Source organism: Thermovibrio ammonificans HB-1 (assembly GCF_000185805.1).
Lineage (GTDB): Bacteria > Aquificota > Aquificia > Desulfurobacteriales > Desulfurobacteriaceae > Thermovibrio > Thermovibrio ammonificans.
Genome location: NC_014926.1, coordinates 1,412,689 through 1,424,307, shown reverse-complemented (window position 1 = coordinate 1,424,307; position 11,619 = coordinate 1,412,689). Strand labels below are relative to the sequence as shown.

The window sequence follows — 11,619 nt, the reverse complement described above, 5'->3', positions numbered from 1 at the left end:
TCAATCGTGGAGAAGGGATGGACCTGTTGGCCCTCCTCTTTGGGATAGGGGTAAAAGGCGTTCAGCGTAGCTTGCGGCCGAGCGGCGGCTCGGAATCTGCCCCACTCGGCAGCTCTAAGGTGGAGTTTGAACTGCTCCTTAAGGAGTTTGAGAGTGCTCCCTTTCCCCTTTTCCTTAAAGGAGAGCCTGCCGGGTTGTTCGATGGAGAGCTTCCCACCCCTTTAATTTCCTCTAAACCGGAACTTGAGAGAAGGCCCGATGTTGCCAAAGTTCCCGTTAAAAAGGCGCCTGGCCTAAGGCAGCCTGCTATCCCTTTAGGCGCTTTTGTTAGAGAGGAGGGGCTTTTAAAAACTGCGTTTCTATCCTCCTTTAAGGCGACTGAACCTGAAGCCTTAAAACCAAGCAAAGGGCCTGTTGAGAGGCCCCTTTACGGCAACTCAGGTTTACCTTCCGCTTCTGGGGTTATTAGAGGTAACTCTGCCGAACAGCCCTTTATTGCCGCTAAGTCGGGAAGCAAAACCGGTGAGCTTGCCCGCCGAGGTGTTGTAGAGGATGGAGTTAAAAACGCTAAAGAAACAGAGCTCGGTAAGAAGGCCGTTTCTAACCGTTTTGTAAATAAAAGCCTTCTTCCCGCTCCGGCTGCTGCTTTTGCCCCGGAGGTTTTGGCGGCCGGAGTTAACGTTAAGGAGCTTCTAAAAGGAAACGCTTGCGCCCCCCACGGAGAAGGAGAGCTTCCCGCCCCCCGCGGGAACTTCCTTCCCCACAACTCTTACGGGCCTGCAAAGGCTCCCGGCCACGGAGCTGCCCCCTTTCTGCAAGGGGGAGGCGAGGGCCAGGTGGCTCTTAAGCGTAATTCGGGGGAAAGCCTTAAAGAACGAGATTCTGGCCGGGAGCTTCCGATAGAGCCTCCCCAGCTTCAGGTGAGAAAGCCAGAAGAGGTGAGAGCTTCCCATCCTCGCCCTGTCCCCGTCAAGAATAATGATTCAGTAGTAAGAGCGGAGGTTAGGCCGAGGAAGCCCCAAACTACCCGTGAGCTCTCTGGCCGTTATCCTTCTGTGGCAGAGGCCTCTTTAAAAGAGGAGAAGCTGAAACCCTCTGACCGGCAGAACCCTTTTCCCTCTCAGAGATGGGAAAACTTAGAGAGTTTATATAGAATCGGAGTTTTGAAGCGGGAACACCTCCGGCCTCCTTCCGGCCGAGTAGATTCCCCCTCTCTTCCGGCCTTAAAGGCCGGGCAGGAGAGTTTAAAGCTTGAGCACTACAACGCCGGTTACGCTGCACCGGAGCAGCCCTTAGAGCCGCAAACGGAGCGGCCCGTTTGGGCCTTTCACCGGCAGAAGTTTTCTGCCCCTTTTCCTCATGCTGATAGAGCCAACTTGACCGACCATTCGCCCCCTCAGGCCTTTCGGTTTAGCGGGCCTTTACGGCCTACCTCCTTCGGAGAAGGGAGGAAGTCGCTCCCGGCGGTGGTTTCTAAGAAGTCCGGACGGCCCCCCTTCTCCACCTTTTTCCACCGGCCTACCGAGGTTCAGCCCCTTGGCCAGGTTAACTTGGCTCAAGCCGATGTTGCCGACCAAACGGTTCAGCTGCCGGTTAAACCGCTACACGAAAACCACTTAGGCCCTTCGGGGGCCTTTTTCAGTGCGCCCCTTTACTCGGGAACCCTTTTAACCGCCGCTACCTTTTCCGGAGGTGACTCCGGCTCTCAGGCTTTTGGCTCCCCGTCGCACCAGGGGGAGCAGCGGTTCGGAGAGCCTCAGGCCCACGGTGCGCCCTTTCAGCTCTCTTTCAGCTTTGCCGATACGGGCCTTAAAATGGCGGTTTCGGTTGTTAGGAAGGTTTTCAACCTTAACCTGCAGCTCGGAGACCACTTCACAGTTACGCCCGCAATACTTGACGAGGTTCGGGAGGTTATAGAGAGCTCCGGTTTCGTTCCGGGGAGAATAGTTCTGAGGGGTAAGGGGAAGGTTTACGGAACATCGCCTAAGAAAACCCAAAGGGAGACGGTGGAGTTAAAGGTTTGAGGAAGCTCTTTGCCGCTTTGCTGGTTGTTCTCTTTTTAGCAGTAAACTCGTATGCCACCGTAAAAGTTGACGTTGAGGCTAAGCTGTTTCAGAAGGGCCTTCAGCAGTTTAAGATAGGCTCTTACTCTACGGCCCTTGAGTACTTTATAAGGGCTTTAAAGCCCGGGAGCAAGTACTACAAGAAGGCCCTCTTTATGCTTGCGAAAACCTACTACGCCATAGGGAAGAAACTCGGGAACAAGCAGTACCTTTGGCAGGCCCTTAACTACCTTGAGCTCTACTTTATAGCCGTTGGTAACCACAAGCTCCCCTGGGACTACTACTACCTTCGGGCCCAAATCTACGAGTCCCTCTCCTTTTACGAGCAGGCCCTTGCCCTCTATAGGGTGGCCTTCCTTGCGGCGAAAACCGAGCAGCAGAGGATAGAGACCACTATAGGCATAGTGAGAACCGCCGTTTGGGTTCGGAGGCCCGATATCGTAGATGAGTACTACATACTCATAAGCACCGCCAAGCTCACCCCCCAGCAGGAGCGGGAAGTTGAGTTCGTTAGGGGGCTTGTTCTCTTCTCCCAGGGTAAGTACAGAGAGGCGCTTCCCTACTTCTTCAGGCTCTACAAGCTCTACGAGTCCTATCTGATAGACAACCCGGAATACTACTTCCTTGTTGCCGAGGATATCTACAGGCTCGGCAACTTGAACCTTGCAGAGCAGCTCTTTCAGCGGATAGTTAGCCTAACCCGGGACCCGGAAGTCATAAGGAAGGCCTACCTGAGGCTCGGCGATATAGAGCTTCGCCGCAAAAATCTGAAGCTCGCCTTTGTTTACTACTACACCGTTATAAGCGACTACCCTAACTCTCAGGAGGCGATAGTTGCAAGGCTGAAGATAATTCCGCTTTTGAAGAATCCGGTTGTTAAGTACAGGGCCATGCTCTCCAAGGACCCCGCCTTTAAAGACCCTGTTAAGTACGTTGCCCAAGTTCTCGTTAACTACAGGACAACTTACGTGGGGATTTACGCACTTGCAGACCTGGGTTACCTCGTTTTTAACCTCGGCTCACCGGAAACCGTTTTTAAGCGGCTAACCTGGGAGGTGTCGCTCGTTTTCCCCGAGGAGGTGAAGTACGAACAGAGGGAGTTCCTAAGGTATCTCTGGACCCCTTACCTGCTGAAGCTCCCCTACAAGAAGGGGTGTCAGCTCTACCGCTCCAACCCGCGGTTTTTCCAGGAGCTCTTCGGTAAAAGGGTGCTTTTAAAGTTTGCCAGCGACCTTAAAGCCTGTAACATGCGCCGGTTGAGGGTGGAGCTTTTTAAGTACATGGTTTCCCGCTGGCACGACGACGCAAGCCTCCTTATGATGGCCGAGGCCCTCTTTGAGGATAGGGACTTCCGGGGTGCCCTGAAAGTTTTAAAGAAAGTTAAAAATAAAAACTCCTGCGACTACAGGCGCCTCCTTTTAAAGCTGGCCCTGTTTATTCCGGTGAAGGGTATAGAGCCCAGTAAGTTCGTGCAGGAGTGTCCCATAAAGGGTTTAGAATCTACTTCACTTGCCATTTACTACCTCTCTAAAAGTGGTAATATTGAATCAGCGTTTCAGAAGTTCCGGGAAGCTCAGAAAGAGCTCGTAAGAAAATACAAGAAGGAGCTGGTTGTGAGGGCGGCTGTCGATAGACTTATGGAAAGTGCCCTTGAAAGGGAAGATTACGCCGTCCTCTATAAGGTGGCTTCCGCCCTTTTAAAGGCGGGGGTGAACGACTGCGTTGTCGGGAGCTACTACACAATTGCAGCCGTAAGGCTCGGTCTGCTTAACGAGGCTTCTAAAGAGGTGAAGGCCATAAAGGGGTGTGTAGATTCCCTCTCTACCCTTGCAAAGGCGGTTTATGACGACTCTCTGCTTGAGGAGGAGTTGAGAGATGGAGCTGTTCTCTCAGGCGTTAAAAAGCCTTGAGGAGGGAGCGAACTACTTCTACCAGCGGGCCGTTGTTATTCAGGGCAACATAGCCAATGCCGATACGCCGTTTTACAGGCCGCGGGACTTGGTTTTTGAACAGGAGCTTCAAAACCAGCTCCACTTAAAGAGAACCTCTCCCAAGCACATGGACCCTACCGAGCCCTCTCGGCCCTTCAAAGAGGTGGTTCTCAACGACGTTACCGGCTACGACGGCAACAAGGTTAACGTTACCAAGGAGCTTGCCAAGCTTGCCGAAACGGCCCTTATGACGAAGCTCTTAGACGAAGCCATAAAGAAAGAGATAGGTAAGCTGAAGCTCGCCATTACAGGGAGGTAGCCGTGATATTCAAGGGGCTTGAGGTTTCGGTCACCGGAATGCTTGCCCAGCGGGTTCGTATGGACGTTGCCGCAAGCAACCTTGCAAACGCCAACTCGGTAGACGACAACGGCCAACCCTACCGGAGGAGGGTTCCGATATTCGAGGCCGTTTTAGATGAAGTCAACGGCGTGAAAACTTACCGGGTAAAGGTGAAGAAGATAGTGGAGGACCCTTCGCCCTTTAGAAAAATCTACGACCCCTCGAACCCCCTTGCAGGCCCCGACGGCTACGTTACCCTGCCCAACGTGGACCCTCTGAGGGAGATGGTGGATATGATATCGGCCATGAGAAGCTACGAGGCCAACCTTACGGCCTTTAACACAAGGAAGAACATGATAGTGAACACCATAGATATCCTTAAAGCCTAAAAGGGGGTGTCATGAAGGTAGAGTTCAACAGCTCCTTTAACCTCCTTCCCCTTTCAAGGGAGAAAAAACAAGAAAGCTCCGGTTTTGAAGAGCTTCTCACCAACTTCATAGCCTCTGTAAACGCCGACCAACTGAAGGCCAGGGAGGTGGAGAAGGCCCTCTCCCGGGGCGAGGTGAAAAACCTTGAAGAGGCGGTCCTGACAATAGAGAAAGCCGACCTATCCTTAAGGCTCCTTGTGGAGCTCAGGAACAAGGCCCTTGAGAGCTACCAAGAAATAATGAGAATGCAGGTCTAAAGGGGTAGTTAATTGGAGCTTAGGGAGCTTTCGGATAAACTGACGGCCTTTTTAAGGGAGAAGGCAAACCCCCGGAACATTGTCCTCGTTCTCGGGGCCCTCACCCTTGTCGTTTTCCTCTCCTTGGTTCTCGTAAGGAGCTACTCCAACCAGGAGTACGCCGTTCTCTACACCCACTTGAGCCCCGACGACGCAGGCGAAATCCTCACCGTTTTACAGCAGGAGAAGATTCCCTACAAAGTAGAAGGGGACGGCTCCATAATCCTCGTTCCGAAGGATAAAGTTTACGAGGTCAGGCTTCAGCTTGCAGCCAAGGGGCTTCCCCACGGAAAAGTTGTGGGCTTTGAGATTTTCGACAAGCCCAAACTGGGAATCACCCAGTTTCAGCAGAACGTTGAGTACCTGAGGGCCCTTGAAGGGGAGCTGGAGCGGACCATAGAGCAGCTCGACGCGGTGAGGAGCGCAAAGGTAAATATAGCCCTCCCCAAAGACTCCATATTCGTAAGGCCCGAGCAGGAGCCTAAGGCCTCCGTTCTCGTTGACCTCTGGCCCGGTAGAGACCTTACCCCCGAACAGGTTAAGGCGATAATCTTCCTCGTTTCCCACGCAGTTCCGGGTTTAAAGCCCGAAAACGTTACGGTTGTTGATACCCGGGGCAGGGTCCTTTCGGACCTTGTGGAGAGCGACAACTCAACCTATGCCGTAAGCTCCAAGGAGCTGAAGATTAAGCGTCAGCTTGAGCGGGACATAGAGCGGAAAGTGGAGAGTATGCTCTCTCAGGTGCTCGGGGGCGGAAAAGTTGTGGTTAGGGCCTCTGTTGAGGTAGAGACCGGCAAAGTTGAGACCCAGAAAGAGATATACGACCCCGACATGACCGCCGTTGTTAGCCAGAGAAAAGTGCAGGAGAAGGAGGTTGCCACCCAGAAGCAGCCCCAAGGGGCTCCCGGTACCACCACAAACGTTCCGCCCGTTGTTAACTTCGGCCCGAACGCCAAGGTGGTTCAGAAAGAGAAGAAAGACGTTACCACCAACTACGACGTTTCTAAAACGATTGAGCGCTCCGTTACGCCCGTTTTCAGGATAAAGAGGATTACGGTAGGAGTTTTAGTAGACGGCAGGTACGAGAAAGTTAAAGGCCCCAAAGGGACCGTTGAGTACAAGTTCGTTCCCCGCTCCCCTCAGGAGATTAAAACCTACGAGGAGATTGTTAAGAGCGTAATCGGCTACGACCCCAAGAGGGGCGATAGGGTTACCGTTGCGAGCGTGCCTTTTGAGACCCAGCTCCTTGCCGGAAACAAGCCCAAAGAGGAGAAGGGCTTTCCGTGGCAGTATGCTGCCGGCGTAGGGGCGCTGGTTGCCGTTCTACTGGGATTGCTTCTTATGAAGCTGTTGAAGAAGCCCAAGGCCGAGGCTCCTCCCGCCGGCCTTCAGCCCGGAGAGACCCTTGCCCAGTCGCTTGAAGAGGGGCTTGCCGCACGGAAGGAGGAGATTGAGGAGATTAACCTTGAGAGCGACCCCATATATTTAAAAATAGTTGAAGTGGCCAAGGACTACCCCGACTTAATCAGTAACGTTATAACCAAGTGGATGAGAGAAGAGGGGCTGAGATGATAGACCTTGAGGACTTTACACCCCTCGTTGAGTGCATTCAGGCCTCTAAAGAGGAGGAGGATAAGGAGGCCTTTTACCAGAAGCAGCTTCTTGCCCTAAGGGAGCAGTTCCAGAAGGAGCTGGAGAGGGTGCGTCGGGAGGCTTACCGCAAGGGGTTTGAAGAGGGGGTGAAGAAGGCCTCTGCAGAGCTTGAGAAGCGGTTTTCAAAGGAGCTTAACCAGGTAAAACGCTCTTACGAGGAGAGGCTCTCTTCCCTCTCTGTGAATATTGATTCGTTAGTTGAGGAGCTCAACGGCTCCCTCTCTCAGGTTCAGAATAACTTCCTCGAGGCCGTTTCGGAGGCCCTTGTTGAGCTTTTAAGTTTCCTCTACATCGACCCTTCAAACGCTCCCTTCGTTAAAGAGAAACTTCAGGAGCTACTTGAGGAATTTAAAGATGAGCCCCTCCTTACCGTTGAAGTAGGTAAGGGGCTTGCCGAGCACGTTACCGGCGAGTTCGTTAAAGTGAACCCCGAGCTCGGCGATAACGACTTTAGAGTGAAGTTTAAAGAGTTCACCGTTGAGTCCTCCCTCCGGGAAAAGATTAACTTGGTGAGAGATGAGCTTAAAAGAGAGGCTAAGAAGGCTGCCCAGGTATAAGGTTGTGGGGCAGGTTACCGGCGTTAAGGGGGAGGTTATAGAGGCGAAGCTCCCCGGCGTCTGTATAGGGGACTTCTGCACGGTTGACGGAAAGCTTCCTGCGGAAGTTGTTGGGTTTAAAGAGGGTAAGGCCCTGCTTATGGCCTACAGCGATACAGACGGTATAACCACGGGTAACCCCGTTGAGGTGAAGCTCTCGGGGCTGAAACTGGGGGTGTCGGACGAGCTGCTTGGTGCGGTTATAGACCCCTTCGGTAAGGTTTTAAACGGGAAAGAATTCACCCCGACCGACTTCGTTCCCCTGAAACCCGACCCGGTTAACCCTATGGAGCGGGAGAGGATAAGGGAGCCCCTTGATTTGGGCATCAGAGTGATAAACGGCCTGCTCACCGTAGGCAGGGGGCAAAGACTCGGGGTGTTTGCGGGTGCCGGGGTTGGCAAGAGTACCCTGCTGGGAATGGTTGCCCGCTACACCGAGGCAGACGTTACCGTAGTTGCCCTCATCGGTGAGCGGGGAAGGGAGGTAAGGGAGTTCTTGGAGGATGCCCTCGGTGACGGCATAAACCGCTCGGTTGTGGTTGTTGCGACTTCCGATATGCCTCCCCTTGCAAAGGTGAGGGCCGCTTATGCCGCTTTTGCAGTTGCCGAGTACTTCTCCGCCCGGGGTAAGAAAGTTCTGCTTTTGCTCGACTCCCTTACCCGCTTTGCAATGGCCCAGAGGGAAATCGGGCTTTCTGTTGGGGAGCCGCCCACTTCAAAGGGCTACACCCCTTCGGTTTTCTCTGCCATGGCAAGGCTCGTTGAGAGGGCCGGGAACTTCGGCTCGGGCGGCAGTATTACCGGGATATTTACGGTTTTGGTGGAGGGAGACGACATCTCCCTCGACCCCGTTGCAGATGCCGCCGTCGGTCTTTTAGACGGTCATATAGTTCTGTCGAGGGAGATGGCAAACAGGCGCCTCTTCCCTGCGGTAGATGTTTTAAAGAGCATCAGCAGGCTTACCCCCCAGATAGTTCCCGAAGAGATACTTACTGCACAGTCGGTTATTTTTGAACTTGAATCTATTTACAGGGAAAATAGCGACCTCATTCAGCTCGGCCTCTATAAAAAGGGCACCTCTCCCCTGATTGACCTTGCCATCTGGGCCCACTCAAGGCTTGAAGGTTACATAAGGCAGGGTATAAACCAACGGGTTAACCTAAAGGAGAGTTTTGAGCAGCTACTCAGTTTGGTAAACTCAATTCTTGAGGAGGGAAGTCGCCATGGCGTTAGATGGAATAACGGCCAGTTTGAATACTGATTCAAACGTTAAAGTTGTGGGGCCCGACTACGACAACTCAAAAATGAGTAAAGAGGACTTTTTGAAGATCCTCCTTGCCAACCTCCAGTGGCAGGACCCCCTCCAGGCAGAGGATATAAGCCAGTTCATAGACGACAGCGTAAAGCTGAGGGAGATGGAGGCCCTCAACGACTTTGAAAACTCTGTCGATAAGATGGTTTCCACTTTAAACTCCCTGTCGCTCTTTTACGCCTCCGGCTTTATAGGTAAGCTGATTCTCTACAAGGGGAACCAGACTTACGTAGAGAACGGGAAGGGGTATGTTTCGTTTACCCTTCCTTCCGATGCCGCTTCTGTTACCGTTGAGGTTCTTGACCAAAACGGCAACGTTGTTGAAGAGAAGGAGCTAACGAACCTCTCTGCCGGAACTTATCCCTTTGAGATAGACAACCCCGACCTACCCGACGGCTACTACACGGTTTACGTTACGGCGAAGGACGCAAACGGAAACTCTATAGATATGACTGTTGAATCACGAGCTTTAGTTCAGTCCGTTGTTAAGGGAGACGACGGCAAGGTTTACATAAAAACCGCCGTTTCCGAAATACCTCTTGATGAAATCATCGGGATAGGAGGGTAGCCATGTTACAGTCTTTCTACACGGCTTTTACAGGGTTAACGGCAGATAAGCGTTGGCTCTCCATTATATCCGACAACATTGCCAACGTTAACACCGTGGGCTTCAAGGCCGAAAGGGCCGTTTTCGAGGACCTGCTTGCAAGGAGCCTCACCACTTTTAAGAACGGTGCGCCTGTGAACACCGAAATCGGGGGAGGAGTTTTCGTAAGCGCCACCGTTAAGGACTTCAGCCAGGGAACCTTTATGAACACCAACAATCCCCTCGACCTTGCCCTCGACGGCGAAGGTTTCTTCATGGTGAGGGACAACCAAGGGCTGACCTACTACACCAGGAACGGTGAGTTCAGGCTCGACGCCAACGGCGACCTTATAAACATGCTAGGGATGAAGGTTCAGGGCTGGATGCTCGATGATAACGGCAACATGGCGGGAGCCATAAGTAACATTACGGTTCCCATGAGTATGGACCCGAAAGTTACGAAGAATATCTCTTTTGAGGAGCCTTCGAACCTTGATTCGAGGGCCGATGTTATCACCGCCCAGTTCGACCCGGCGAACTCCACAACCTACAACTACGTGAACTCTCAGACTGTTTACGACTCCCTCGGAAATCCCCATACTCTCACCTACTACTTCCAGAAGATAGATACCGGAACCTGGAGGGTTTACACCCTTATAGACGGCACGCTTACTCCGGTAACCGACGGTAACGGTAACTACTACGAGTACGTAACTCTGAAGTTTGACAGCAACGGTAATGTTGTTTCTGCCGGTTCCGACACTCAGGTCTCCCTTGCCCAGAACGAGCAGGATACGGGAACCAACGGCGCCTTTACCCTTGCCAACCCGCCGGTTATAGGCAGCGTTCACATAAAGGCGATAGACGGCGTTACCGTTAACATCCACGACGAGGGAGACGGCGACGGCGACGGCATAGGGAACCTTGTTGATGAGAACGGTAACGTTGTGGGAACCATTAACTACGCAACCGGCGAGATTCAGCTTGAGGGGGATTACGCCAACTCCTCTTCTATAACCGTTGACTACCTTTACAACCCGACTGCGGCCACGGCTACCCTCGACTACAAGGATATCACCATAACCGGTTACGACCCCAATACCGGGGCTCAAACTCCTTTCACTTTTGCCGTTAATTACGAGAAGCTTAGGCAGCTGGCTTCCGACTTTATCTTCTACGCTCAGCAGGATGGAAACAGCAAGGGAGACCTTATGGCTGTTGCCGTAAGTGAGGACGGCGTTATTAAGGCTACCTACTCTAACGGGAAGGTAAAGGATATCGCCCGCCTTGCCATAGCTACGTTTAAGGACAAGGAGATGCTCGTTCGTAAGGGTAGCTGGCTTTACGTTCCCAACGTTCAGACCTTTACGCCGGTGATAATGCCGGGAGGTGTTATCTCTAAGGTGAGAAGCGGTATGCTGGAGATGTCCAACGTTGATATAGCCAACGAGTTTATAAACCTCATAACGGCGCAGCGCTCTTACCAGGCGAACGCAAGGGTGATTACCACCGACGACCAGATTCTTCAAGAGACCATGAATATCAAGAGGTAACGGGGTTGTAGATGGCTGAAGAGGAAAAGGAGAAGCAGGGTCAGGAGGAGAAGAAGGGAGGAGGTAAGAAGAAGCTCATCATTCTCCTTGTTCTTCTCCTCCTTTTGGCCGGTGGCGGCGGTGCCGCCTATAAGTTTCTCGTTTTAGATAAGAAGGCCCAGAGTAAGGAGAAGCAGGCCCAGAAGATAATAGAGGAGATTAAGGCCACCGAGAACGTTGGGGTGATGTTTGACCTGGGGACTTTCGTTGTTAACCTTGCAGACCCCGATATTGAGCGTTACCTGAAGGTCTCTATCGTTCTTGAGCTTAAGGACCAGAAGGTTCAGCAGGAGGCTCAAAAGCGTTTGCCGGAGATTAAAGACGCCATAACTACTCTCCTCCTGACTAAGAAGTCTTCGGAGATAAGGACTCCCGAGGGTATAGAGTTCTTGAAGGAGGAGATTGCAAAGAGGGTGAACGCCATATTGCCTCTGGGCGGCGTTAAGAACGTTTACTTCACCGAGTTTATCATCCAGACAGGGTAGGTGATGGAGGTTGAGAAGGAGTTAACCGAGAAGCTGGAGCGTTTTAGCGATATAGAGCTGAAGATATCGCTCGTTGTTGGCAGGAAGGTTATGCCCTTTTCTAAGGTTTTGAAGTTGAAGGAGGGTGACATTATCACCCTTGATAAGAAGCTCGACGACTACCTTGAGGTGACTCTGAACGACCAGGAGTTTGGGATAGGCGAGCTTATAGTGATTAACGATAAGGTCAGTTTGAGGTTGGTTGACCTTGTATAGTGAGGAGCTTCGTTTCCTTATAACAAGCGGGGCTTTTATTGCCCTGCTTTTTGCCGTTTATCTGCTGGTTCAGCGGTTCGGC

The 11,619-nt window shown here is 52.3% G+C and carries 12 protein-coding genes; all 12 read left to right on the top strand.

Annotation, left to right across the window (positions count from 1 at the left end; genetic code table 11):
• Positions 1-17: 17 nt before the first annotated feature.
• Genes THEAM_RS07345 through THEAM_RS07290 form a run of 12 tightly spaced genes read left to right on the top strand, consistent with a single transcriptional unit; the run spans position 18 to position 11,537 of the window.
• Entirely contained in the window at positions 18-2,024 is a 2,007-nt protein-coding gene (locus tag THEAM_RS07345; RefSeq protein WP_013538203.1) for a hypothetical protein, read from the top strand.
• Positions 2,021-3,973, top strand: a complete 1,953-nt coding sequence (locus THEAM_RS07340; RefSeq protein ID WP_013538202.1) for a tetratricopeptide repeat protein — start codon at positions 2,021-2,023, stop codon at positions 3,971-3,973. The genes THEAM_RS07345 and THEAM_RS07340 overlap by 4 nt, the downstream gene beginning before the upstream one ends.
• A complete protein-coding gene (flgB, locus tag THEAM_RS07335; RefSeq protein ID WP_013538201.1) occupies positions 3,939-4,313 on the top strand; it encodes a flagellar basal body rod protein FlgB in 375 nt (124 codons plus the stop codon). Before THEAM_RS07340 ends, flgB begins: the two co-directional genes overlap by 35 nt.
• Before the next feature lie 2 nt (positions 4,314-4,315).
• Positions 4,316-4,723, top strand: a complete 408-nt coding sequence (flgC, locus tag THEAM_RS07330) for a flagellar basal body rod protein FlgC (protein WP_013538200.1) — start codon at positions 4,316-4,318, stop codon at positions 4,721-4,723.
• A gap of 11 nt (positions 4,724-4,734) precedes the next feature.
• Complete coding sequence (fliE, locus tag THEAM_RS07325; protein ID WP_013538199.1) at positions 4,735-5,019, top strand: flagellar hook-basal body complex protein FliE; 285 nt, start codon at positions 4,735-4,737, stop codon at positions 5,017-5,019.
• Positions 5,020-5,031: 12 nt separating this feature from the next.
• On the top strand, positions 5,032-6,630 hold the full coding sequence (fliF, locus tag THEAM_RS07320) for a flagellar basal-body MS-ring/collar protein FliF (protein ID WP_013538198.1): 1,599 nt from the start codon (positions 5,032-5,034) through the stop codon (positions 6,628-6,630).
• Positions 6,627-7,268, top strand: coding sequence for a FliH/SctL family protein (locus tag THEAM_RS07315; protein ID WP_013538197.1), 642 nt, complete (start codon positions 6,627-6,629; stop codon positions 7,266-7,268). The genes fliF and THEAM_RS07315 overlap by 4 nt, the downstream gene beginning before the upstream one ends.
• Entirely contained in the window at positions 7,228-8,568 is a 1,341-nt protein-coding gene (locus tag THEAM_RS07310; protein WP_013538196.1) for a FliI/YscN family ATPase, read from the top strand. Before THEAM_RS07315 ends, THEAM_RS07310 begins: the two co-directional genes overlap by 41 nt.
• The gene (locus THEAM_RS07305; protein WP_013538195.1) at positions 8,531-9,187 is read left to right on the top strand and encodes a flagellar hook assembly protein FlgD; all 657 of its coding nucleotides are present in this window, start codon (positions 8,531-8,533) and stop codon (positions 9,185-9,187) included. The genes THEAM_RS07310 and THEAM_RS07305 overlap by 38 nt, the downstream gene beginning before the upstream one ends.
• 2 nt (positions 9,188-9,189) lie before the next feature.
• A complete protein-coding gene (locus THEAM_RS07300; RefSeq protein ID WP_013538194.1) occupies positions 9,190-10,758 on the top strand; it encodes a flagellar hook protein FlgE in 1,569 nt (522 codons plus the stop codon).
• A gap of 11 nt (positions 10,759-10,769) precedes the next feature.
• Positions 10,770-11,282 carry a flagellar basal body-associated FliL family protein gene (locus THEAM_RS07295; RefSeq protein ID WP_013538193.1) on the top strand — a complete coding sequence of 171 codons (513 nt, stop codon included), beginning with the start codon at positions 10,770-10,772 and terminating at the stop codon, positions 11,280-11,282.
• Positions 11,283-11,285: 3 nt separating this feature from the next.
• Positions 11,286-11,537 carry a FliM/FliN family flagellar motor switch protein gene (locus THEAM_RS07290; protein WP_013538192.1) on the top strand — a complete coding sequence of 84 codons (252 nt, stop codon included), beginning with the start codon at positions 11,286-11,288 and terminating at the stop codon, positions 11,535-11,537.
• The last annotated feature ends 82 nt before the right edge of the window (positions 11,538-11,619 follow it).

Excerpts from the sequence above, each read along its gene's own strand:
- THEAM_RS07345 (WP_013538203.1), top strand. The coding sequence starts at position 18 with ATGGACCTGTTGGCCCTCCTCTTTGGGATAGGGGTAAAAGGCGTTCAG.
- flgB (WP_013538201.1), top strand. The coding sequence starts at position 3,939 with ATGGAGCTGTTCTCTCAGGCGTTAAAAAGCCTTGAGGAGGGAGCGAAC.
- fliE (WP_013538199.1), top strand. The coding sequence starts at position 4,735 with ATGAAGGTAGAGTTCAACAGCTCCTTTAACCTCCTTCCCCTTTCAAGG.
- THEAM_RS07315 (WP_013538197.1), top strand. The coding sequence starts at position 6,627 with ATGATAGACCTTGAGGACTTTACACCCCTCGTTGAGTGCATTCAGGCC.
- THEAM_RS07310 (WP_013538196.1), top strand. The coding sequence starts at position 7,228 with ATGAGCTTAAAAGAGAGGCTAAGAAGGCTGCCCAGGTATAAGGTTGTG.
- THEAM_RS07305 (WP_013538195.1), top strand. The coding sequence starts at position 8,531 with ATGGCGTTAGATGGAATAACGGCCAGTTTGAATACTGATTCAAACGTT.
- THEAM_RS07300 (WP_013538194.1), top strand. The coding sequence starts at position 9,190 with ATGTTACAGTCTTTCTACACGGCTTTTACAGGGTTAACGGCAGATAAG.
- THEAM_RS07295 (WP_013538193.1), top strand. The coding sequence starts at position 10,770 with ATGGCTGAAGAGGAAAAGGAGAAGCAGGGTCAGGAGGAGAAGAAGGGA.
- THEAM_RS07290 (WP_013538192.1), top strand. The coding sequence starts at position 11,286 with ATGGAGGTTGAGAAGGAGTTAACCGAGAAGCTGGAGCGTTTTAGCGAT.